At 69.0% G+C, this 22429-nt stretch carries 14 protein-coding genes; 6 read left to right on the forward strand and 8 right to left on the reverse strand.

The window, feature by feature from the left end:
- Window positions 1–517 precede the first annotated feature (517 nt).
- Window positions 518–1744 (forward strand): NAD(P)/FAD-dependent oxidoreductase, encoded by a 1227-nt coding sequence (locus NET02_RS09625; protein WP_284057192.1) that lies wholly within the window; start codon window positions 518–520, stop codon window positions 1742–1744.
- Between the two features lie 9 nt (window positions 1745–1753).
- On the opposite strand, the gene NET02_RS09630 is transcribed toward NET02_RS09625, so the two are convergent.
- Window positions 1754–2608 carry an MBL fold metallo-hydrolase gene (locus tag NET02_RS09630; protein ID WP_284057193.1) on the reverse strand — a complete coding sequence of 285 codons (855 nt, stop codon included), beginning with the start codon at window positions 2606–2608 and terminating at the stop codon, window positions 1754–1756.
- Window positions 2609–2882: 274 nt separating this feature from the next.
- Window positions 2883–4826: an ABC transporter ATP-binding protein gene (locus NET02_RS09635; protein ID WP_284057194.1), complete on the reverse strand. Its 1944-nt coding sequence runs from the start codon at window positions 4824–4826 to the stop codon at window positions 2883–2885.
- 452 nt (window positions 4827–5278) lie between these two features.
- Between NET02_RS09635 and NET02_RS09640 the strand changes: the two genes are divergently transcribed.
- Window positions 5279–9163: a GAF domain-containing protein gene (locus NET02_RS09640; RefSeq protein WP_284057195.1), complete on the forward strand. Its 3885-nt coding sequence runs from the start codon at window positions 5279–5281 to the stop codon at window positions 9161–9163.
- A gap of 150 nt (window positions 9164–9313) precedes the next feature.
- On the opposite strand, the gene NET02_RS09645 is transcribed toward NET02_RS09640, so the two are convergent.
- The 4 genes from NET02_RS09645 to NET02_RS09660 all read right to left on the reverse strand — a co-directional run bounded on the left by NET02_RS09645 (window position 9314) and on the right by NET02_RS09660 (window position 12961).
- Entirely contained in the window at window positions 9314–10129 is an 816-nt protein-coding gene (locus NET02_RS09645; protein ID WP_284057196.1) for a heparan-alpha-glucosaminide N-acetyltransferase, read from the reverse strand.
- A 68-nt stretch (window positions 10130–10197) separates the two neighbouring features.
- The gene (locus NET02_RS09650; RefSeq protein ID WP_284057197.1) at window positions 10198–11112 is read right to left on the reverse strand and encodes an LLM class flavin-dependent oxidoreductase; all 915 of its coding nucleotides are present in this window, start codon (window positions 11110–11112) and stop codon (window positions 10198–10200) included.
- A 70-nt stretch (window positions 11113–11182) separates the two neighbouring features.
- The gene (locus NET02_RS09655) at window positions 11183–12448 is read right to left on the reverse strand and encodes an MFS transporter (protein ID WP_284057198.1); all 1266 of its coding nucleotides are present in this window, start codon (window positions 12446–12448) and stop codon (window positions 11183–11185) included.
- 225 nt (window positions 12449–12673) lie between these two features.
- A complete protein-coding gene (locus NET02_RS09660; RefSeq protein ID WP_284057199.1) occupies window positions 12674–12961 on the reverse strand; it encodes a eukaryotic translation initiation factor eIF-2-beta/eIF-5 family protein in 288 nt (95 codons plus the stop codon).
- Window positions 12962–13359: 398 nt separating this feature from the next.
- Between NET02_RS09660 and NET02_RS09665 the strand changes: the two genes are divergently transcribed.
- Window positions 13360–14934: an alpha,alpha-trehalose-phosphate synthase (UDP-forming) gene (locus tag NET02_RS09665; RefSeq protein ID WP_284057200.1), complete on the forward strand. Its 1575-nt coding sequence runs from the start codon at window positions 13360–13362 to the stop codon at window positions 14932–14934.
- 4 nt (window positions 14935–14938) lie between these two features.
- Here the strand turns inward: NET02_RS09665 and NET02_RS09670 are convergent, their stop codons facing one another.
- The gene (locus NET02_RS09670) at window positions 14939–16057 is read right to left on the reverse strand and encodes a DmpA family aminopeptidase (protein ID WP_284057201.1); all 1119 of its coding nucleotides are present in this window, start codon (window positions 16055–16057) and stop codon (window positions 14939–14941) included.
- A gap of 117 nt (window positions 16058–16174) precedes the next feature.
- Between NET02_RS09670 and NET02_RS09675 the strand changes: the two genes are divergently transcribed.
- Window positions 16175–17368, forward strand: coding sequence for a M48 family metallopeptidase (locus tag NET02_RS09675; RefSeq protein WP_284057202.1), 1194 nt, complete (start codon window positions 16175–16177; stop codon window positions 17366–17368).
- 88 nt (window positions 17369–17456) lie between these two features.
- On the opposite strand, the gene NET02_RS09680 is transcribed toward NET02_RS09675, so the two are convergent.
- A complete protein-coding gene (locus NET02_RS09680; protein WP_284057203.1) occupies window positions 17457–18653 on the reverse strand; it encodes a dipeptidase in 1197 nt (398 codons plus the stop codon).
- A gap of 254 nt (window positions 18654–18907) precedes the next feature.
- On the opposite strand from NET02_RS09680, the gene NET02_RS09685 reads away from it, so the two are divergent.
- Window positions 18908–20179 (forward strand): MFS transporter, encoded by a 1272-nt coding sequence (locus tag NET02_RS09685; RefSeq protein ID WP_284057204.1) that lies wholly within the window; start codon window positions 18908–18910, stop codon window positions 20177–20179.
- A 239-nt stretch (window positions 20180–20418) separates the two neighbouring features.
- Window positions 20419–22380, forward strand: coding sequence for a sialidase family protein (locus tag NET02_RS09690; RefSeq protein WP_284057205.1), 1962 nt, complete (start codon window positions 20419–20421; stop codon window positions 22378–22380).
- Window positions 22381–22429: the final 49 nt, after the last annotated feature.

Genomic DNA, 22429 nt, shown 5'->3' on the forward strand with positions numbered 1-22429 from the left:
AGTGCTCTTCCACTGCTCCGCGGGTAAGAGCCCCCTCTCCCGCACGCGTGGGAGAGGGGGCAGGGGGTGAGGGGTGCTAGAGGGGCCACGGGCCACCCAGGGGAGTCGTGCCCCGGCACGCGCGTGGGTGCGGTAGGGACGGGTAATCATTCGTCCCGACCACGTCATCGGGGCGGACAATCGTTCGCCTCGACCATGTGATAGCGACCGAGAGTAATCTGCCCCGACGACATCGACTGCTGGCCGTCGCCCAGCCAGTCCGGCCGCCCAGCCGGCGAACGTCGGGGCCGGGGATAGGGACGGCTCGATTGTCCCGCTCTCCCACGGCGCGCCGCGAGCCGGGACCCGCGCGAGGCCGGCGCCAGCACGCCGCGCGGCCGCTGGCTCCCGCCCGCTGGGCGATCGGCCGGCAGGGACTGGGACGAGGACAGGCGGGGCGCATCCCTCTGGACGGGCAGCCGTGCCCCGCGTAGGCTAGGGCCGACCGTGCCACGGTACGCGCGGCGAGGAGGGTGGGATGTCCGGAGAAGCGCAGACCCTGCCTGACCAGGCCGAGGTGGTGGTGATCGGCGCGGGCCTGGTCGGCTGCTCGATCGCCTACCAGCTCGCGAAGCGCGGCAAGCGCGTGCTCGTGCTGGAGGCCCGCGGCATCTGCTCGGGCGCATCCGGCCGGAACGGCGGGATGACCGGGGCTGGCTCGGCGCTGCACTCTGCCGCCGGGCAGGCCGTCTACGCGCTCACCCGCGAGAACCTGCGCATGCTGACCGACGAGCTGCCGCGCGAGCTGGGGGACGACTTCGCTCTCCGCCTCACCGGCACGCTCGACCTCGCGACCACCGAAGAGCAATACGAGCACATCGTCGCCAGCGTGCGGGCCCAGCAGGAGCATGGGCTGGCGGTGCGGCTGCTCGACGCGCACGAGGTGCGCGAGCTGGTGCCGGTCGCCTCCGACCGGATCCTAGGGGCGCGGCTCTCGGAAGAGGCCGGCCACCTGTGGCCGTTCCAGCTCGTGCACGCGCTCGCCAGAGGAGCGCGCTACCACGGCGCGGAGATCGTCACCTGGACGCCGGTCGTCCGGATCCTCAGCGAGAACGGCGCGGTCGCGGGGGTGGAGACCGAGCGCGGGAGAGTCGAGACCGGGACGGTTGTGGTGGCGACCAACGCCTGGGCGCCGCAGCTCCTGCCCGACCTGCCGCGAGGTGCGCTCGTCCCGGCCAGGGGGCAGATCCTGGTGACCGAGCCGGTGGTGCCGATCTTGCCTTACCCGTTCGGGACGAACTTCGACAAGGAGTATGGGCGGCAGACCGCGACCGGGCAGGTACTCTGCGGCGGCTGCCGGCGGTTCGACGAGGACGAGGGGCTGGGCCACTACGCGGAGAAGGTGACGCCGCGCGTGCTGAGCGGAATCGCGGGCACGCTGGCGGCGTTGTTCCCGCCGCTACGCCGGGTGCGGGTGGTGCGCGCCTGGGCCGGGATTATGGGCTTCACCGCCGACGGGCTGCCGCTGCTCGGCCCGTACGGCGGTATCGGCGGGCTCTACGTCGCGGCCGGCTTCAACGGCGGCGGCTTCTCCTGGGGAGCGGCTGTCGGCAAGGCAATCGCCCAGCTCATCTGCCTGGGACAGGCCGCGTTCGACCTGGAGCCGTTCGACCCCAACCGCTTCGCCCGGGGGGACGTCACCTGGGCCAACCCGTTCACGGCCGGCGAGCGGAATAACCCCCGCGCGGGGCAGGTCGCGCGGTGATCCCCGCGCCTAGAGGGCTTCCCAGGCGAACGCTCCGTCGCGGCGCGCGATCCGCCCCAGCCCGTGGGGAAGCAGGTGACAGCCGGCCAGCGGCATCCCCTCCGCCGCGGCCCACTCGACGATCCGTCGCCGGGTCTGGATCGCTGCCGGCGGATCCATGTCGAAGGCGATGCAGATCTCGTTGACCTGCACCTGCGCCGGGTGGTGGAAAACGTCGCCCAGGATCAGGGCCTGCTGGCTCCCCGAGGTGACGTGCAGGCTCATGTGGCCGGTCGTATGCCCTGGCGTCGGGAACGCCCGGACGCCGGGGAGGATCTCGGTCTCCCCCTCGATCAGGTCGAGGACGCCGAGCTGGGCGAGCGGGGTGACGTCGCGCTCGACGCAGCCCGGCACCAGGGACTCCATAAAGGCCTTGACCTCGGGGGTATGGAACACCTCCCAGTCGCTCCGGGAGGCGATGTAGCGCGCGTTGGGGAAGGACGGCTTCCCCTCGGTCAGGTTCCAGCCGACGTGATCGGGGTGGAGGTGCGTCAGGAAGACGAGGTGGATGTCTTCGGGCGCCACGCCGTGCCGCGCCAGCTCCTCCATAAGCTGGCCCCGGCTGTGGCCGAAGAGCGCGACCGGCCCTGGCCCGATGCCGGTATCGACGAGCAGGGTGCGGTCGCCGACCCGGACGAGGACGCAGCCGACCCGGGTGACGACGCCGTCCTCGCCGCTGAAGCACTCGGGGTACTGCGCGCGGAACGGCTCCCAGGTCTCGCGCGGCGTCGCGGGGTACGCCCCGCTGTAGGTGAAGAACGGCCCAGCGGTGTCGGTCAAGGAGACGATCTCGATCTCGCCCACCTGGATGCGTCGTCCGGCCATCGCTGCCCTCCTCCTTGCCCCGGCAGACTTCTCTCTCCGTCCTCTCCAGCGTCGTGAAGGACACCGCCGGCCCCGTCATCTCCTCCTCTTGCTCAGCATCCCCCGGCCAGCGCGCGCCGTCAAGGTCGCCGCGACTCCCGAGACCCGGGGCAGTGCTCGCGGGCGACCCGGCCCGCGGCACTGGCGCAGGGAAGCGTGGGCAGCATCCCCTCGATCGACGAGGACGGTAGTCTCCCCGTGAGACGTCCTCCAGGCCGCGAGCTGCCTGCCTCCGCTATGCCTCGCCAGCGATGACCTGGCCGCTGGCCAGCACCAGGCCGTCCTGGCAGCGCGCCTCGATCAGCCCCTCGCCGAACTGCTGCCGGTAGAGCTGCGCATACAGCCCGCCGCGCTCCAGCAGCTCGCGGTGGGTGCCCCGCTCGACGATGCGCCCGCGGTCGATCACGAAGATGACATCGGCGTTCAGGATGGTCGAGAGGCGGTGGGCGATGGCGATCGTCGTCCGGCCTGCCATCACCGGCTGCAGGGCCCGCTGCACCAGCCGCTCGCTGGCCGTGTCCAGCGACGAGGTCGCCTCGTCCAGGATCAGGATGCGCGGATCTTTCAGGATGACCCGCGCGATCGCCAGCCGCTGCTTCTCCCCGCCCGACATCCGGTAGCCGCGCTCGCCGACGACCGTGTCGTAGCCCTGGTCGAGCTCGAGGATGCGGTCGTGGATCAGCGCCAGCCTGGCGGCCTGCTCGATCTCCTCCTGGGTCGCGTCCGGCCTGGCATAGAGCAGGTTGTCCCGCACCGAGGCGTGGAACAGGTACGGCTCTTGCGTCACCATGCCGATGAGCCGGGTGAGCGAGGCGAGCTGGATGTTGCGCACGTCCACGCCGTCGATCTCGACCGCGCCCGCGGTGACGTCGTAGAGCCGGGGGATCAGGTAGGAGATCGTCGTCTTGCCGGCGCCGCTCGGCCCCACCAGCGCGACGAGCTGGCCCGGCTCGATCTCGAAGTCGACGTCTTCCAGGATCCAGGGCCGCCCCGTCGCCTCGTCGTGGTGGCCGTCCGGCTCGGGCGACCGGCGACCATCTCCCACGGGCGCCACCAGCGACGGCGGCAGACGCGTCTCGCCGTAGGTGAAGTAGACGTGCCGGAAGCGGATCCGGCCACGCACCGACTCTGCCGGCAGCGCGACCGCGTCCGGCGCGTCCACGATCTCGGGCGTCAGGTCGAGGTAATCGAAGATCCGCCGGAACAGCGCCAGCGACGACTGCACCTCCACCGAGACGCGGAGCAACTGCCCGACCGGGAAGAAGAGCCGCGTCTGCAAGGTGGTAAACGCGACCAGCGTGCCGGCGCTGATCGCCGGGCCGCGCCCGCTCGCCAGCAAGTAGCCGGCCACCAGGTAGACCAGGGCCGGCATGATGGAGAAGAAAGCCTGGACGACGGCGAAGAATCCCTGCCCGATCATCTGCTGGCGCACCTGCAGCTCGGCCAGCCGCCGGTTCTCGCGCCGAAACCGCTCGATCTCGTCCTGCTGCCGGCCGAAGACCTTGGCCAGCAGCACGCCGGAGACCGAGAGCGTCTCCTGGGTGATCGCGCTCATCTCCGCTTTCGACTGCTGGGTGACCTCGACCACCTGGCGTCGCGTCTTGCCTACGCGATAGGTGAGCCAGGCGAACAGCGGGGTGAGCAGCAGCGAGAGCACGGTGAGCGGCCAGGAGATCACGAACATCGCGATCAGCGTGCTGGCCACGATGACCACGTTGGCTAGCACGGTCGCGGCGGTGTCGGTGACGACCGACTGCACGCCACCGACGTCGTTGGCCAGGCGCGACTGGATCTCGCCGGTGCGGGTAGCCGTGAAGAAGCGCAGCGACATCCGCTGGAGATGCGCGTAGAGGCGGTCGCGCAGGTCCTGCATCACCCGCTGGCCGACCCGGTTGGCCAGATAGGTCTGCCCCACACCGATGGCACCACCCACGATCGGTACGGCCGCCATCAGCGCGACGAGCCGCGCGAGCAGATCCAGGTCGGGACAGCCCGCGCCACAGAACAGCGCCTCGTCGAAGACCGTCCGGATCAGCAGCGGGTTGACGACCCCCAGCCCGGAGGTGACCAGGATAGCGAGCGCGACGAGCAGAACCTGAACCCGGTAGGGCCGGAAGAGTTCGGCGATGCGGGGCAGGAGCCGAGCCTCCGCCTCTGGACGCACCGGTTGCCCATTCATGCTCTCGTCTCCTCGTGTCGTCTCCCGCCGTCATGCGCGGTGCAGGCCAGGCGACCTCGGCTCGCGACCGGCCAGGCATGATGCTGTGTAATGGAAATTACACCACTAGCCAGTAGCGACGTTCAAGAGCGAGCTTGGGCGGCGCGATTCATCTACTGCGCCCACACGTTGGTCAAATGAGACTCCGGTGGCGTACGGCGCTAGGAGAGATGCCCTGCGCCCACGATGACGATCAGCCCATAGGACTGGTACTTTTCTCCCCCTAAAGGAGCCGGTGTGCACATGCGAATATTAGGGTAAGAGTCTCTGCGCTGGCCAAGCGATGTGCTATCGTTCCGCAAATCATTCGGCTGACGGCATGGAGAGCTGCTTGCCCTGCTCACCGGAGATGTGCCGGCAAGCGACCGAGACGTTGCCGGTGACACGTACCTGTACGAGAAGAAGGTGACCCCATGCCGGACCGCTCCAAGCGACGCCGGCCTCCGCACGCCGGTCGCGCGAGTGCCCCCACGCCACCGCCTGAGCCTGCGCAGGCCGAGCTGTATGGATCCGTCCCGACATTGGATGCGCTCGGTCTGCCACCGATGGACTACGCACCGGCGACAGCCGCCGAGAACGACGAGAGGCCGACCGATGCATCGCACCGGAGCTTCTCGCCGGGCAGTGAGTCTGGTGAAGAGCCAGAGCCCGCTTTCGCTCCGCGTGATGCGAAGGCGCTCCTGCAGACGTTGATCGATCAGCTTACCCGCTCGGTTCGAGCGGATCTGGGCACCTTCTTCGTCTACGACGAGCAGCAGCGAACCGTCGAGTTCGCTGCCCACACTCGCCAGGCGGAGGATATGCTCGCCGCGCAGGGCCAGATCCTGCGGCTGGCGCCCGAGGAGATCCCCGCCGAGGCCGAAGTCATCCGCACCGGGAAGCCGCTGCACCTGACCTCGGTCGACGACTTCCGTCGCTTTCCCCCGGCGAACCCGGTGTTGCGCGAGCAGGGCCAGGCCGGGCGCCTCGTTGGCCTGGTAGTCCCGTTGCTCTGGGAACGCCAGGCCATCGGCGTGGCCTATCTCTGGCGTAGCCGACACCCGGTACCGTTCGAGACCTTCGAGATCCGCCTGGCCGAAGAGCTGTGCGCCCTGGCGACCATCGCCATCCACGCGCACCGGCGCTACCTCGCGGAGCAGCAGCAGCGCCAGCTTCTCGAGACCCTGCTCGACGTGAGCCAGGCCGTCGCGAGCCTGCCGGATCTGGACCAGATCCTGGCAGTCGTCGTCCATACCGTCAGCCGCACGCTGCAGACCGATGCGACGACGATCTATGTCTACACCGAGTCAGGCGAAGGCACGGCGGCGTTCTTCCATCACGGGCTGAGCGCCCACGAGCTGAACGTGGCACAGACTGCCGCGGCGTACTCGAGCTCCGATATCCCCGTCGAACGCCGGGTGCGCGAGACGCTGAAGCCAGTGCTGGTGCCCGCGGCGGACTTCCCGACGGAGTTCGTCCCGCTCGGCCACGGCGGCTACTTGCCGACAGACCGCGAAGTTACGGAAGCCCTCGCCCTCCCGCTCGTCGACCGCGGGCGAATGGTCGGCGTCTGTTACACCTGGAGTCATGACCCGAACCACCGGTTCGACCCCCAGGCCATCGACACCGCCGCCGCCCTGCTCAACGCGGCGGCCGGGGCGATCACGCGGGCGCGGCTGCAGGAGCAGACCGAGCGTCACCTGGAGGAGCTCCAGGCGCTCTGGCAGGTCGCGCGCACCGTCGGTCCCAGCCGGACACTGGACGAGGCGCTGGACCAGATCGCGAGCGCGCTCAGCCGGCTCATCGCGTTCGACACCGCGATCATCGCCGAGCCCGACGGGTACCAGCCAGGACGCCTCGTCATCCGCTGGGCCTGGGGCGACGAGGCCGCGCGCCGCGTTGGCCTGGCAGTACCGATCGATGGGAGCCTGGCCGGCCACGTCTTCAAGACCGGGAAGAGCGTGAACGTCGCCGACACGGCAAGCGACCCCCGCACGTACCGTCCCGAAAACGGTCGCTTCGCGATCCGCTCGGTCTTGATCGAGCCGCTGGTGCATGAGGAGCGGCCGATCGGCGTCTTCGGGCTCGGGCGGCTCGCCGGACCAGGGTTCACTCAGGAGGAAGAGCGCCTCTTCGCCGTGCTGGCCCAGGAGGCCAGCACCGCCGTCGCGCTGATTCAGGCACGGGAGGCGCTCGAGCGCCGGGAGCGCGAGCAGGCGCTGCTGGCTGAGCTCGGCGACGCGCTGCTGAGCGCGCGTGATCCGGCCGAGATGATCGATATCGTGGCGAGGCATGGGCTGGGGGTGCTCGGCGAGGCCGTGGGGGTGACGTTCCACTGGTTCTCGCCGGACCAGGTCGAGGCGTATACGGCCTATCACGTCGACCCGGTGCGCAGCGAGCGGAGCCGCTCGCTGCTGCAGCACGGCCGTAGCCCTGCGCTGGTGACCTGGCTCGCCCAGGGAGAAGGGCCGCGCATCGTACGCCGTCCGGAGCTGGAGGGGATCTCCACAGAGACGGAAGCACGGCTCCGGGCACTGATGGACGTCGCTGCTATCCAGGCCATCGTGGCCCACGCCTGGCGAGTAGAGGAACGGGTCGCTGGTCTACTCATCGGCGGTTTGGAGAGAGACGACCCAGCGCGCGTGACGGCAACGATCGCGCTCATGCGGGCCATCGGCGAACGGCTCGCGGCCGCGGTCGAGCGCTGGCAGGCCGCGCAGGCCCGCGAGTCGCTGCTCCGCGTCACTCGCGAGTTCGCCCAGCAGCTCGAGCTGTCCGCCCTGCTCCGAGTCATCGTCAGGGAGCTCGCGATCGTGCTGCCGCACGACCGGTTCATCCTGTTCGAAGCCGACGAGACAGCGCGGCTGCTGCGCCCGCTGCTTCAGTCCGAGGCTTATCGGAATGTTCTTGGCGAGAGCTGGACGCTCCCGTACGGCCAGGGGCTGAGCGGAGCCGTCGCGGTCTCGCGCCAGGCAGAGCTGGTGCTCGATGCCCGGTCAGACGCCCGCGTGCTCTACGGGGATCATGAGGAACTGGGGAAGACCCACAGCCTGATGGCTGCACCGCTGATCGCGCAGAACCGGCTGCTCGGCGTGCTGCTGGTCGGGCGGGTCGGGGCCGACCGGTTCACCGCGCACGAGTTCCAGACCTTCCAGCTCTTCGCCAGCCAGGCAGCCGTCGCGCTCTGGCAGGCCCAACAGCGGGAACGCGAGCGGTCGCTCTACCGCGCCTCGGTCGAGGTATTGGCCGCGACGGTAGACGCGAAGGATCCGTATACACACCACCACTCGCGCAATGTGGCGCGCTACGCCCGGCTGCTCGCCGAGGCGATGGGCTGCTCGCCGGAGGAGATCGAGCAGATCGAGCTCGCGGGGCTCCTCCACGACATCGGGAAGATCGGCGTCCCCGACCACATCCTGCGCAAGCCCGGGCCGCTCACGCCGGAGGAGTGGGAGCGCATGAAGACCCACGCCGCGTTGGGAGCCGATATCCTGGCGAGCCATCCGGCGCTCCAGCCGATCGTCCCGCTCGTCCGCCACCACCACGAGCGCTGGGATGGCCAGGGCTATCCCGACGGGCTTCACGGGCCCGAGATCCCGCTCGGGGCCGCGATCATCGGCCTGGCCGACGCCTTCGACACGATGACCTCCGACCGCCCGTACCGGCGGGCGATGCCGGTCGCGGCGGCCGTCGAGGAGCTGAGCCGCTGCAGTGGCACCCAGTTCCACCCAGACGTCGTCGCGGCCTTCCAACGGCTGCTCGAGAGTTCCCCGGAGCTGGCCGAACTGGTGGCCGCCTCGACGCTGCAACGCTTCCCGCCGACGGAGCTGACCGAGTTCGCCGTCCTGCACGAGCTGGGCGAGCGCCTCGGGCAAATCACGAGCTTCGAGACGCTGGCCGAGACGATCGACCTGGCGCTCACCGGCTCGCTCGGCGCGAGCGACCTCTCCGTCCTGCTGCTCGACGAGACGACCGGTGAGCTCGTCCTGCGCTACTCTCGCTGGTATCCGGAGGCGGTCGGCACGTTTCGCCTGTCGCCGGGCCAGGGGGCAAGCTGGGAAGCGATAGCCAGCGGAAGGCCGCTGAACATCCCCGACGTCAACGAGCACCCTGCTGTCGCGCGGATCGGGCCGCGCCCGATCAAGCCGATGCTCGTCGCCCCGCTGATGATCGACGAAAAGGCCATCGGCTCGATCACGGTCTCGAAGACCAGCCCGGAACCCTTCAGCGACCGGGACGCGCGCATTCTGGCAGCCATCGCTCGCCAGATCGGGCCGCTGGTCCGCCTGCTGGCCCAGGTTACCCTCTCGTCAGACTAGCAGCTTCGAGAGCCCCGCGTGCCGGCGCGCCCGAACGACGAATGCCCCACGGAAAGTCCTGTTTATTATGCAGGGTCGCAAGATTATGCGATCCTGCATTTTGGCAGGCTAACAGTGACTGTTACTGGTCTCATGCCGCCGCCCGCGCCGCTATGCCAGCCCGAGCGCCTCGAGCGGGACGATTCCCAGCAGAACCAGGAGCGCGATCATGACCGGCTGGTGGAGCAGATAGAGCACCAGCGCATGGCGACCGATCCAGACGAGCAGCCGCACCGGCAGGAGCGCTGACCAGTCGGGCAGCGGCACCGCTGGCCGGCCGCCAGGGTAGAGCAGGTTGCCGAGAGCAATGCCCCAGAGAGCCACGCCGAACCAGGGGAGCAACGGGCGGTAGTCGAAGGAGCGAAACCCAGCCGGCGGCAGGCCGAGCCAAAGCAGCCAGGGGAAGCCGGCTGGCAGCACCACGCCGTCGATCACGACGCCGAGGGCGACCAGGACGGCTCCGAGCAGCAGGTTCGAGACCAGGCCGCTCAGAAACGGCCCGGACAGGAGGATCGAGACGCCGATCAGGTGCAGGATGCCGAACAGGACGACTTGTCGGGGATCGACCAGCCAGGTGGCAACGGTGACCAGGAACCCGTAGCCCAGGATCCGGAACCCGCGTCGTACCAGGTGTGGCCAATACGGGCCGGATCGGTGCGCCTGCCAGCGCGCGCGGCTCAGCGTGAGCGACACGCCGACCAGCAACACGAAAAGGCTCGCGGTCGCGTCGGCGAAGGAGCGCCAGAACCCACGGTCGACGGCGATCGGCCAGCCGGCGAAGGAGCGCAGGTCGAACAGGAGGTGGTAGAGCGCCATCATGCAGAAGGCCACTCCACGCAGCGCATCGACCTCCCAGAAGCGACCCGAACCGGCCCGCGCGGCGGGCCGGGCCAGCGGGGATCGAACGGGGATAGCCGGGCGAGCCATGGTGCGCTCCCTCTTCGTCTTCGGCCTGAGCGCTGGGTACAGCGTAGCAGACTGGGCCACCGCCTGCCTCAGCCGCTCGCCAGCGCCGCCCGCGCTGCCGGAACCACCTCGGCGGCAAAGACTGCTGCCTGGTCGAGCGGCCGGCGACCGAGCGGCCAGAAGATCATCGTATCGATCCGTCGCTCGCGGTAGAGGCGGACGAGCTCGGCTGCCCACTCCTCGGCGCTCAGCACCGGCGCGCCGGGGCGGATCTCGGCGGTCACCGGATCCGGCCCAGCCAACTTCACCACGCCCATCAGGTTATAGCCGCGCCGGATCGCCCCCGGCGGCCGCCCGGCCTCGGCCGCTCCCGCATCGACCGCCGCGTGTACCTGCTCGAGCTGGTGCTCAGGCACGTAGGTGTTCGAGACGAGCAGGCCGTCCGCCAGGCGACCGACCAGCCGCAGCATGCGTGGCCGGGTCGCCCCCACCCAGATCCGTGGCCGGTGCTCCGGCCGCGGCCCGAAGCGCAGCCCCCGCACCTGGACGTAGCGGCCTGCCCAGGTCACAGGCCGGTCGCTCTCCCACAGCGCGCGGATCAGCGTGATCGCCTCCTCGAACATACGCACGCGCTCCGCGGGCTCCTCCGGTGTCCATCCTCCCATCGCCAGGATGCCCTGCAGGAACGCGCCGGCTCCGATGCCGAGCTCGATCCGCCCGCCGCTCATCAGGTCGAGCGAAGCGGCCAGCTTTGCCAGCATGGCCGGAGGTCGTAGCGGCACCGGGGAGACGTTGGTGCCGAGCCGCACCCGCGTCGTGCGCGCGGCTAGGAAGGCGAGGAGCGCCCAGGTGTCGAAGAAGTCAGCAATGTAGGGGTGATCCTGGATCGTCAGCAGGTCGATCTCGTGCGTCTCGGCGAGCTGAGCGAGCTTGAGCGCCGCGTCGAGATCGGCGACACCGGGGTGGACGTTGAGCCCGAAGCGCACCGGCGATCCGGCGGTCATCGCATGCTCCTTCCCAGCTCGAGCAGAAGAGCGGCGTCCTTCGCGAGGCCAACGGGCAGGGAGACGCGCGTCAGTCGGCCATCGTCGTCGCGACCGGCCGGGCGGCGGAAGTCGAGGCGGGCCGGAAACGCGGTGTCACCCGGATGGGGAGCACGACGAGCGCCGCGAGCAGGCCAGCGACCAGGTTGAGGAGCAGCGAAGGCTGGTAGGCCCCCATGAAATCGTAGAGCAGGCCGCTGAGCGACGCGCCGGCCGCCGATCCGACCGGCATGATCGCGAAGAGCAGGCCGAAGATCGTGCCCAGGTTCCGGCGCCCATAGAGGGCGACGCACAGCGAGGACGTCAGGGGCGTCGTCGCGCTCCAGGAGAGGCCGATCACCGCAACGGCCAGCAGGATCGCCGGCATCCACGATCCGGCCAGGAGCAAGAGCCCGAAGCCGATCCCGCGCAGCGCGTAGACGACCGAGAGGGGCAGCGTCGTGCCGGCCCGATCCTGCCACCAGCCCGTGGCGAGCGCGCCGGCCAGGCTCATCCAGCCCATTAGCGAGAGGCCGGTCGCCGCCAGGCCACGCCCCAGGCCGTGCTGCAGCGCGTAGTCGACGAAGAAGGTCATGACCCAGGCCATGGTGAAACCGCAGACGAAGAAGCCGAACGCGAGTTGCCACCAGGCCCGGCTCGCCACCGCCTGGCGCACGCCGCAGCCGGTGAACCCCTCCGCCGTGGTGGCGATGCGCCGCTGCTCGCGGAGCAAGACGAAGATCAGCGGCGCGCCGACTGCCGCAACCAGCAGCCCGAGGAGGAAGTAGCCGTCCTGCCAACCAGTCGCCGCCACGAGCAGTGCCAGCGCCGGCACGACCAGCGATTGGCCCATCGGATTCGCGGCGCTGATGATCGAGAGCGCGGTCGTCCGCCGGCGCTCGAACCAGGCAGCCACGACCGGCGTCATCACCGTCGGCGTCAGGGTGGCCAGCCCCAGCCCGGTCAGCACGCCGTAGCCGAGCACTAACCCCAGCCCGCTCCCTGCCTGGCTGACGACGATTAGCCCGGTGCCGAGCAGGAGTAGCCCCCCAGCCGCGACGACGCGCGCCGAGAAGCGATCCACCAGCCAGCCGACCAGTGGCTGCCCCAACCCGACCATCAGGACGCTGATCGAGACGACCGATCCGAGCCCGCCGTGCGTCATGTGGAAGTGTTGCTGCATCTCGTCGAAGACGAGGCCGACCAGGAAGCGACCACCGGCAGCGATGGCCAGGATCGTCGTCGCGACGGCGAGGATGGCCCATTGTACCCATGCGGCACTCGAGGAGTGTTGCTCGGGTTGCTCCATGGTGGCCATGGCGATGTCTCCTCACTCCCCTGCTCAGCGGGCCAGGGGTACATCCTAGCCTACGCCCCGACGGAGAACGCGTCAACGGATGCCCGAGCTGAGGATCGACCGCGCCTGTCTCCTCGCCCGCGGCCAGCTCGCTGGGCAACTCCTTGTCCAGGCGGGGATCGAACCCGGTGCGCGAGCGCCGGGCGGCGCCGGGGGGCAGAGAGGGGGTTATCGCGCCACGCTGGATTACGGCATCTGTAGCCGTACGTAGACCAGGTACTCGTTCGGCCCGGCGCGCAGGAGCTGCCGGATCACGTAGCGGCGACCGGCAATCGTTACGGTCTGCCCGGGTGCCAGCCCCTGGGCACGAACTTCGCGGGGCGAGCGACTGAGAATCTCATAGGTGACGCACCCGCACTGCTGGCAGCGAAGATACTGGTCTCGCTCGTCAGTCGGACCGATGAACCCGCGCCGGACGAGAGTCGTCTCGATACTGCCACAGATCGGGCACTGGCGCTGCTCGCTCGCCGCCACCCCCTGCACTCCTGGATCCTGCTACTGCTGGCGCTGGCATCTGCTCTTAGCGAAGCATAGGGCTTCGCATTGCTCGGGTCAATACATCGCTGCAGGAAAGGCAGACGAATCCCCTGGCTTGCGATAGGCGGGCGTTGATAGAGGAGGCGGACCCGAGCTGAGACCTGTGGTACGATGTCCCTGAGCCCAGGGTCGGCGGCGCCCCTTCTGCCAGAACAGGACAGGGTTCGACAGCCGCAGTCCTGACGCGAGCTCGGATCGAGCGAGCATTGGACCAGCTCAGGGGCTGATATCCTCGCGCATCACGCTGCAAGCGCCGAGTACGAGCACGATGAGTGCCCGGAAGCCGCTGCCTTGCGAGACGGCGCGGGCAAATTGACCGACGATTGGAGGACGAGGTGCAGAATCAGAGTCCATTGTCGGGAAAGCCCGCCCAGTCCTACGATCACGACTTGCCTGAACATGCCCGAGAGCTGCTCGACCGCGCGACGCTGATCATCGCGTCGAACCGCGGTCCCGTCGAGTTCCACCTGGCATCTGACGGAACGTTCATCACCAAGCGAGGCACCGGCGGAGTCGTCACCGCGATGAGCGCAGCCAGCCGGTACACCGAAGCGATCTGGGTCGCCTGCGCGATGACGGAGGGTGATCGCCTACGTGCCGAGATGGCGCGGGAAGCCGGAGAGGCCGTCATCACGCCACCCGACGGCGACTTCCGTCTCCGCTTCGTGCTCCCCGACCCGGACGCCTACTTCGGCTACTACAACCGCATCGCGAACCCGCTACTCTGGTTTCTCCAGCACTACCTCTGGGACACGCCGCGAGCACCGGATGTCGACCACCTGACGTGGGACGCCTGGCATCACGGCTACGTGACCGTTAACCGCATGTTTGCCGAGGAGATCCTCGCCGCCGTATCCGCGGCGCACCGCGAGCCGCTCGTCATGCTGCAGGACTACCACCTGTACCTGGCCCCCGGCTTCCTCCGAGAGCGAAGGCCGGAGATCGTGCTGCAGCAGTTCATCCACATCCCCTGGCCCGACCAGGACTACTGGCGACTGGTACCGCGCGCCATGCGCCAGGCGATCTGTCGCAGCCTCCTGGCCAACGACATCGTCGGGTTCCAGACCCCGCAGCACGCCCGGAGCTTTCTCAACACCGTCGAGGCGAACCTGGACGACGTGGAGATCGACCGTCGCCAGCGCGAGATCGTCTCTCGGGGACACACCACGCGCGTTCGGGTCTACCCGATCTCGATCGACCCGGCGCACGTGCTCGAAGTCGCCGAGAGCGAGGATGCGAAGCGGCACGAGGAGCACCTGCGCAGCTTCCTCAACGAGTACACCATCATCCGGGTCGACCGGGCCGAGCCGAGCAAGAACGTGGTGCGCGGCTTCCTGGCCTATGACCGCCTGCTGGAGGCGCACCCCGAGCTGCTCGGCCGGGTCAACTTCCTGGCGTTCCTGGTGCCCTCTCGCCTCGAGGTCGCCGAGTACATCGACTATCTGGACGACATCAACGCCGTTGTGGGCCGGATCAATGCCAAGTACGCCAACGTCGCCGAGCACCAGGGGATCAACTGGCAACCAGTGCACCTCTTCATCGGCGACGATTACCCGCGGGCGCTGGCCGCCATGAAGCACTACGACGTGCTGCTGGTGAACGCCATCTTCGATGGCATGAACCTCGTGGCCAAAGAGGGGGCGCTGCTCAACCAGCGCAACGGCGTGATCGTCCTCTCGGAGGGCGCTGGCGCCTATCAGGAACTGGGCCGGTGGGCACTGACCGTCTCCCCGACTGATATCGAGGGCACGGCCCAGGCGCTCTACGAGGGACTGACGATGCCCGAGAGCGAGCGGGCGCTACGCGCCCGGCAACTCCGCGAGCTGGTCATCGAGCACGACCTGCGTCGCTGGATCGCTGATCAGCTCAGCGATCTGGCCCAACTGCGGGCCGAGCGCCACGCGCGCTGAGCTGCTACAGCCGGCCGGCCCGGCGTAGCAGCCCCAGCGTCTCCTCCAGCGGCAACGCGTGCGCAGTGTGGCCGTCGCGCCCCACTATCGTCCCGGCCCGGAACAGCGCGTTCACCACGGCCTCCTCGGTCGCCTCGACCGCGGCCTGGAAGAGCAGGTCGATCAGCCGGCCGCTCTCGACCAGGTACGGGAGCTGGAGCACCGGCTCGGGCGGCTCGTGCGGGATCCGGATTGCGTTCGAGAACGCCAGCACGAAGTCGCCGCTGCCGTGACCGGCGATCGAGCCCGTACGGGCCAGACCGAGCGCGCCCCGGCGGGCGAGCCGGCGCAGCGCGCGGTCGAGCAGTGGGGCATCGGTCGCCAGCACGACGATCACCGAGCCTCGTTCCTCTCCCGAGCCGGTGGGCCGCCAGTCGCGCAGCAGCCGGCCGACCGGTACCCCGGCGATGGTGAGCTGTTCGCGCCGGCCGAAGTTGCCGAGCACCAGGGCACCGACGGTGTACCCACCCAGCTCCGACGGCAGCCGGCGCGAGGCTGTTCCGATCCCTCCCTTGAAACCGAAGAGCAGCATGCCGGTGCCGGCGCCGACGTTTCCCTCCTCGACCGCGCCGGAGCTCGCCTGCCGGATCGCCTCCAGCGCGTGCTCAGCCCGCGCGTGCCGGCCCTGCATGTCGTTCAGCCACGCATCCGAGCACTCGAACACCAGCGGGTTGACGGTACTGGTAGTGATGCCGATGTCCGGGTTGGTCTGGATGGCGTGCTCGAGCAGCCCATCGGCCACCCGCGGCACAGAGAGCGTACTGGTGAGCGCGATCGGCGTCTCGATGACGCCGAGCTCGTCGAGCTGGGCGACCCCGGTCGGTTTGCCGAAACCGTTGAGCACGAAGAGCGCGCCGGGCACCTTCTGGCGAAACAGGTTGTCGCCGTGCGGCAGGATCACCGTGACGCCAGTCCGGATCGGCCCGCGACCGGGCACCAGTCGCCCCTCTCCCCCCACGAGCGTGACGTGCCCCACCCGCACGTCCGGAACGTCGGTAATCGCGTTCCGCGGCCCTGGAGGCAGCTCGCCGAGCACCAGCCCGATCTCGCGCGCTCGCGGACGTCGAACCGCCTCACTGTCCATGCCTCTCCCCCGTTCCTCGGTCACCGCCAGGTTCCTGCCCAGCATAGCAGGCAGCCGGCGGTGAATAATCCAGGCGCGAGCGAGCGCCACGCCACTGGCGGGAGGGAGCGAGGGCACATGACCGGGCAAGCTCGACTGCCTGGAGAGGATATTGACGCAGCGGCCTCGCCGCTCGACGACCCGGAATGGCTGGCGCGAGCGCGGAGCTACCGCCGCGACCGGCTACGCTGGCTGCTGGCCGACCTCGCGTTCGACGTGGCCGCTGGCGGGCTGGCGCTCGCGCTGCGCCTGCCGGTAATCGTCCAGGAGCGCCTCGCCCGGCGGCTACCGGCCGGACTGCCGGCGGAAGCATGCACCATCGCGTCGTACGGGGCGGGCGCCTGGCTGCTCGGGCTGCCGTCGCGCGCCTGGCGCGACCTGGTTCTGGAGCACCGCTATGACCTGAGCACCCAGCGCGGGCGAGACTGGATCGTCGACCAGCTCAAGGCCCTCGCGCTCGGCCTACCGGTCGAGACGCTCATCGGGCAGGGGGTGCTGGCAGCTCTCCGGCGCTGGCCCCGCCGCTGGTGGCTGGCGCTCAGCCTGGCGGCCGCCCCGCTGGCGGCGCTCTTCAGCTTCCTTTTCCCAGTCGTCATCGCGCCACGGTTCAACCGCTACCGCCCGCTGGAAGACGAGGCGCTGGCCGCCCGCCTGCGCGACCAGGCTGCGGCTGCCGGCATCCAGGTGAGCGAGATCCTGGTGACCGATCTCAGCCGCCGGACGCGCAAGGCGAACGCCTTCTTCGCCGGACTGGGACGCACGCGCCGCATCGTGCTCGGCGACACGCTGCTCGATGAGTTCGCGCCGGACGAGATCGCGGTCATCCTGGCTCACGAGCTGGGCCATCAAGCCCATCGCGACCTCTGGCGCCTGATCCTGGCCTCGACCGCACAGGTGACGCTGACCACCTGGCTGGCGCAGCGCCTGGCCGAGCGCGCGACGCGCCGGTACGGGCGCCAGCTCGGGCTCGGGAGGCTCGACCAGCCGGCCGCGCTGCCACTGATCGCCTGGCTCGCTGCCCTAGCCGGCCTGATCCTGGCGCCAGCCGTCAGCGCGTTCTCCCGCCGGATCGAGCGGCAGGCCGACCGCTTCGCGCTGGAGCTGACCGGTGACGCCTCTGCGTTCATCCGCGCGATGCAGCGCCTGGCGGTGCAGAACCTGAGCGATCCCGACCCGCCCCGGCTAGAGCGCTGGCTCTTCGGCAGTCACCCCTCCATCGCCGAGCGGGTAGCAGCCGCACGGCAGTTCGCCCGGCAGCGCCACACGCCTTGACGCCGAACGCCAGTGCCACCGACCCGCGCTCTCCAGGCTGGCAGGTCACACCAGGCGACGCTCTCCAGGCCCGGCACCGGGCTCGACCCTAGCCCACGACCTCGCGGAAGACGCGCAGGAAGTTGAGGCCCAGCAGCTTGCGCAGCTCCTCCTCGGTGAACCCCGCCTGCGCCAGCGCCACCGTCAGGTTCGGCCAGTCGGCAAACGTCTCGTACCCCGCGATCCGGTAGTCCGGCGTCAGCCGGTGCTCCTCCAGCCGGAACCCCGCCCAGTCGAACGCCCCCGGCGGGTTGACCGGCATCGCGGGCGGATACTCGATCAGCGAGCCCGTCCGGGAGCTGGGCGGCCCCATCTTGTCGGTCCCGATCCCCACGTGGTCGATCCCGCACACGTCCACCAGGTGCTCCACGTGCCGCACGAAGTCCTCCAGCGTGGCCTCCGGCCGCTCGCTGATGAACCCCGGCACCACCACCACCCCGAAGTAGCCGCCCCGCTCCGCCACCGCCCGCGCCAGCTCGTCCGACTTCCCCCGGTCGTGCCGCGCCACCGCCTTGCTGGCCGAGTGCGACACCACCACCGGCGCCGTCGACACCTCCAGCGCATCCCAGCCTACCTGCTCGCTGCAGTGGCTGATGTCGACCAGGATTCCCAGCTCGTTCAGCCGCCGCACCACCTCCCGCCCGAAGTAGGTGAGCCCACCTTGGTAGCGCTCGGTGCAGCCGTCCCCCACCAGGTTCTGCAGGTTGTAGGTGAGCTGCACCATCCGCAGCCCCAGGTGGTAGAAGCACTCGATCCGCTCCAGGTCGTCGCCGAAGGCGATGGTGTCCTGGAAGTCGATGACGATCCCGTGTTTGCCCTCGGCGTGCGCCCGCTCGATGTCGGCCGCCCGGCGCACCAGCACCAGCTTGTCGCGGAGGGCGTCGACGATCGCTTGCGCCTGGGCGATCCGGCGCACGGCCCGCTCGAAGGCCTCCCCCAACCGCCCCGCTCCCGAGTAGGTGCCGCAGGCGACCGTCACTCCCGAGCGCTCCCACATGGCGAGGTAGGCCTGCCGCGCCTCGGGCGAGGTCTGGATCTCCCGGGCCGCCATCGCCTCCAGCACCGGCGCCACCTCGGCGCGCGAGCGCCCCTGGCGGGCGTACTCCTCGACCACCCGTCGCATCCGCTCGGTGAAGAGCATGCCGGTGGTGATCGGCGGCTGCTGGGTGTCGATCACCAGCGCCTCGTAATGCAGCGCCCGGGCCTCCTCCGGCGTCAGTGACGGTCTCCGCCTCCGCTCTGCCACCATCGCTCACCCTCCGAACCGCGATCCTGCGCCGATCTGACCGACCGCAGGCTACGGCGGCTGCGTCGCGAGTGTCAATGGGCAGGCGCAAGTCCACCACCCCTCTGGTCGCCGTCGACTCGACATCTCGTTATCCCTACCCTGGGGCACCGGCGATGGGTATACTGTGCAAAGAGTTGATCGGCCATCGCCAGTGGGGAAGAGGACACACTCCGGGACAAACCTGGAGCGCAACGTGGGGGATCGGGGGACGGATGAGGCTCCAGGGCAAGCCGTTTGCCCTGCTCATCGGCAATCGCAACTTCGCAGCGCTCTGGTCATCGGACCTTATTGTTACCCTGGGTGACCGGATTCACCGGGTTGCGCTCGCCGCGTTGATCTGGCACCTGACCGGCTCGCTGATGGACGCGGGCGTAGCGTTCATCGCCTCGTCGTTGCCCGATCTCGCGCTCGGGCCGCTAGCCGGCGTGGCCGTCGACCGCTGGGATCGCCGCAAGATCATGATCGCCTCGGACTTGGCCCGCATCGTTCCGGTGCTCCTCATCCCGATCCTGGCTCCGATCTCGCTCTGGTCGGTCTATGTCCTGCTCTTCCTGCTCAACACCGCGTCGATCCTGCACCGGCCGGCAAAGGTCGCGTCCATCCCCTCGGTCGTGCCCTCGTCCCAGCTCACTGCCGCCAACTCGTTCTCTTCGATGGTCGAGAGTGTCGGCGACCTCGCCGGCTACCCCCTCGCCGGCGTTGGTGTCGGGCTCCTGAGTGGCTGGCTGGGGACGGAGACCGGCCTCACCGCCGCCTTCGGCGGCACTGCGCTCTGCTACGCGCTCTCGGCGCTGATCTTGCTCGCTCTGCGCCTGCCACTGGTCGAGCGAGCGGAGGAGAGCTCGCTCCGGCAGGTCTGGGAGGAACTGGTAACAGGTCTGCGCTTCCTGGCCCAGCATCCGATCGTCCGAGCTAACACGGCGGTACTGCTCCTCGGGCCGTTCGCGGCCGGGATCGCGATGCCGCTGCTGATCGGCTATGCCTATGAGGTGATTGGGGACGACGAGCTGGCCTATGCGATGCTGAACTTCGGCATCGGCCTCGGAAGCGTGGTCGGCGCGGCTGGGCTGGCCCTCTTCGGAGCTCGCCGGCTCGGCACGCTGGTGATCGCCGGGCTCGCTCTCATGGGCGCGGCCATTCTGGGTCTGGCCAGCACGACCATGCTCTGGACCGCTGTGCTGCTCATGGCCGTGACCGGCGTCGGCAACATGATGGTGCTGATCCCCAGCGTGACGATCGTGCATCGCTGCACGCCGACGCACTTGCTCGGGCGTGTCTTCAGCTTCCGTTCGACACTCATCTTCACGGCATTGATCGTGGCGAACGGGATCGGCGGGTGGGCCGGCGATGTCTTCGGCGTGCTGCCGGTACTGGCCGTCACCGGCGCTGGCCTGCTCGCCGGTGCCGTTCTGGCGGCGATGGTGCCGGCCAGCCGGCAGGCCGACGCGCTGGAAATAGCGGCCAACCCCATTCCCGGCGACTGACCGGTAGCCACTAGAAAATCTCTTCGATAGTTGACAGAATCCTCTCACCAAGCTAGTTTGAGGGCGAACCCCAGCAGTGAGGGAACGCGCGTTCCGGCTTCACGCGTGGTCGAGACTGAGCAATCGCCGGACGAGAGGGGAGGTGCGACGAGGGAGAGTTCCGGCCTCCTGGTTCTACCCCATCTGCTTCATGAGAGGACGTTCACCCAACGGCGCCACGGGATGGGAGGGAATGAGGGATGACACGGAGACCTGGCCTACCGGCTCGGTTGTTCATCGCCCTCAGTCTGGTCCTCGCCCTGCTCAGCGTCTCTACCTGGTCGTCGGCCGCGGTCAGCCGCTTCCAGCGCGGCTTCAATCCTGGAGAACGCTTGCTCCCCTTCAAGCTCCTGCCCTCGCCGCTCGAGCTGGACACCGACGTACAGCCAGGCATGACCGGCCCTGACGGCCAGTTCAGCAAGGAGCAGATCGAACGGTTCCGCTGCGAGAGTTCCGGCGACCCGAGCACAGCAGTTGACATCAGTTGCAACGTCAATGACTTTGGCCAGGACTTCGCGCCGGATAACGAGATCGCGATCGCCGTGAACCCTGACGATCCGAATCACCTCGTTGCCGGCTCGAACGACTACTACTACCGCTTCAACAACGCCACCGGCGCCCGCCAGGCGATCGTGCCAACCGGTTTCTTCACCTCGTTCGACGGCGGCCAGACCTGGGTCGACGGCCAGATCCCGCTCAAGAGCGGCAACGGTGGCGGCGACCCGGTGCCGGCGTTCGACCGCAAGCACGGTGTCGTGCTGATGGCCCAGCTCGAGAACGTGAGCGGACGCGGCGGCCCGTTCGTCGCCCAGGGAGACGTAGCGGTCAGCCGCTCGACGGACGGTGGCCTTACCTGGAGCGAGCCGATCACGGTGATGAAGGGGCGGGGCACCGGCATCGGCCCGGCAAATCGAGCGACCTTCTTCGACAAGGAATGGCTGACGGTCGACAATGACCCGCACTCGCCCTTCTACGGCCGGGCCTACCTCACGGCCACGCTCTTCGTCAACGGGCGGCAGGGAGCTTACACGCGCTCGCCGATCGTCCTCAGCTACTCAGACGATGGCGGGCTGACCTGGACCCCGCCGGTCGAGATCTCGGGATTCCACCAGAGCTGCTCGTTCCAGACCACCGGCCCTGAGGGCGAGTGCGACGAGGACCAGTTCTCGATCCCGGTGGTCGCTCCCGGCGGCACGGTCTACGTCCACTTCCACAACTACCAGAACGAGAACTCCTGGGAAGTGCCGTTCGACTTCGATGCCCAGATCATGGTCGTCAAGTCCACCGACGGTGGGGCCACCTGGAGCGAGCCGGTGCCGGCGGTGCAGCTCGAGGACGGGCTGAGCGACATGCCCTGGTCGGTGATCTCGCGCCAGACGGTCTGGGGCCACCAGATCCGCTGGAACGCCTCCGGCAACATCGTGGTCAACCCGGCCAATGCCAGCGAGATCACGATCGTCTTCGCCGACCGCGGCACGCCGAACCCGGCGGCGACCCCATTCTGCTTCGTCACCCCGGAGGGTGGGCTCAACATCGGCGGGCCGCCAAACTACGACCCCTGCGACGCCAAGACCGAATTCGATACCGACGTCTTCAAGGTCGTCTCGACTGGCGGCGGTGAGACCTGGTCAGACCGCACGCTCATCGATCGCGGCAACGGTGCTCCGCAGTGGTTCCCCTGGGCCGGCTACCTTTCGGACGGCAGGCTAGTGGTTGCCTGGGACGAGGACACCGAGCCGGCTCCGGCTGACAGCTTCGTTCACGTGCTGTGGATCGAGGGCGCGGGCAAGGAGGTGCTGGGGCCCGTGGAGTTCCCGGACGTCTCAGTCACGCACTGGACCGGCCAGTACGTGCCACAGGATCGCTGGCCGGCGGCCTGTGGTCCGGCCGGCTACACCGACCCGCCGGTCGAGAACGCCGTGGGGAAGGACTGCAACGTCTTCCACGGCGACTACACCGGGCTGGCAGTCGGCCCAGACGACAGCATCAACGTCGTCTGGACGGGTCTGAACGCGCTGGCGACCTCGCCGCAGCTCGATCCCTACACTGGCGCTGAGCACGATGGCTATCGCCAGGACGCGATGTTCGCCCGCCGGACGGCAAACGAGGTCACGTCGAACTCGAACGGGGGACCAGCACAGAAGGGCAAGCGGCAACACTGATATACTTCTGCACCGGTGTCGGAGAGAAGGCGGCGCGGGAGCGTACGGG

Source organism: Thermalbibacter longus, assembly GCF_023806485.1.
Taxonomy (GTDB): Bacteria; Chloroflexota; Chloroflexia; order Thermomicrobiales; family Thermomicrobiaceae; genus Thermalbibacter; species Thermalbibacter longus.

Bases quoted from the DNA above. Each gene is read 5' to 3' on its own strand.
- NET02_RS09645 (WP_284057196.1), bottom strand. From the start codon at position 10,129: ATGGCTCGCCCGGCTATCCCCGTTCGATCCCCGCTGGCCCGGCCCGCC.
- NET02_RS09690 (WP_284057205.1), top strand. From the start codon at position 20,419: ATGACACGGAGACCTGGCCTACCGGCTCGGTTGTTCATCGCCCTCAGT.
- NET02_RS09635 (WP_284057194.1), bottom strand. From the start codon at position 4,826: ATGAATGGGCAACCGGTGCGTCCAGAGGCGGAGGCTCGGCTCCTGCCC.
- NET02_RS09650 (WP_284057197.1), bottom strand. From the start codon at position 11,112: ATGACCGCCGGATCGCCGGTGCGCTTCGGGCTCAACGTCCACCCCGGT.
- NET02_RS09655 (WP_284057198.1), bottom strand. From the start codon at position 12,448: ATGGCCACCATGGAGCAACCCGAGCAACACTCCTCGAGTGCCGCATGG.
- NET02_RS09640 (WP_284057195.1), top strand. From the start codon at position 5,279: ATGCCGGACCGCTCCAAGCGACGCCGGCCTCCGCACGCCGGTCGCGCG.
- NET02_RS09675 (WP_284057202.1), top strand. From the start codon at position 16,175: ATGACCGGGCAAGCTCGACTGCCTGGAGAGGATATTGACGCAGCGGCC.
- NET02_RS09625 (WP_284057192.1), top strand. From the start codon at position 518: ATGTCCGGAGAAGCGCAGACCCTGCCTGACCAGGCCGAGGTGGTGGTG.
- NET02_RS09685 (WP_284057204.1), top strand. From the start codon at position 18,908: ATGAGGCTCCAGGGCAAGCCGTTTGCCCTGCTCATCGGCAATCGCAAC.
- NET02_RS09630 (WP_284057193.1), bottom strand. From the start codon at position 2,608: ATGGCCGGACGACGCATCCAGGTGGGCGAGATCGAGATCGTCTCCTTG.
- NET02_RS09670 (WP_284057201.1), bottom strand. From the start codon at position 16,057: ATGGACAGTGAGGCGGTTCGACGTCCGCGAGCGCGCGAGATCGGGCTG.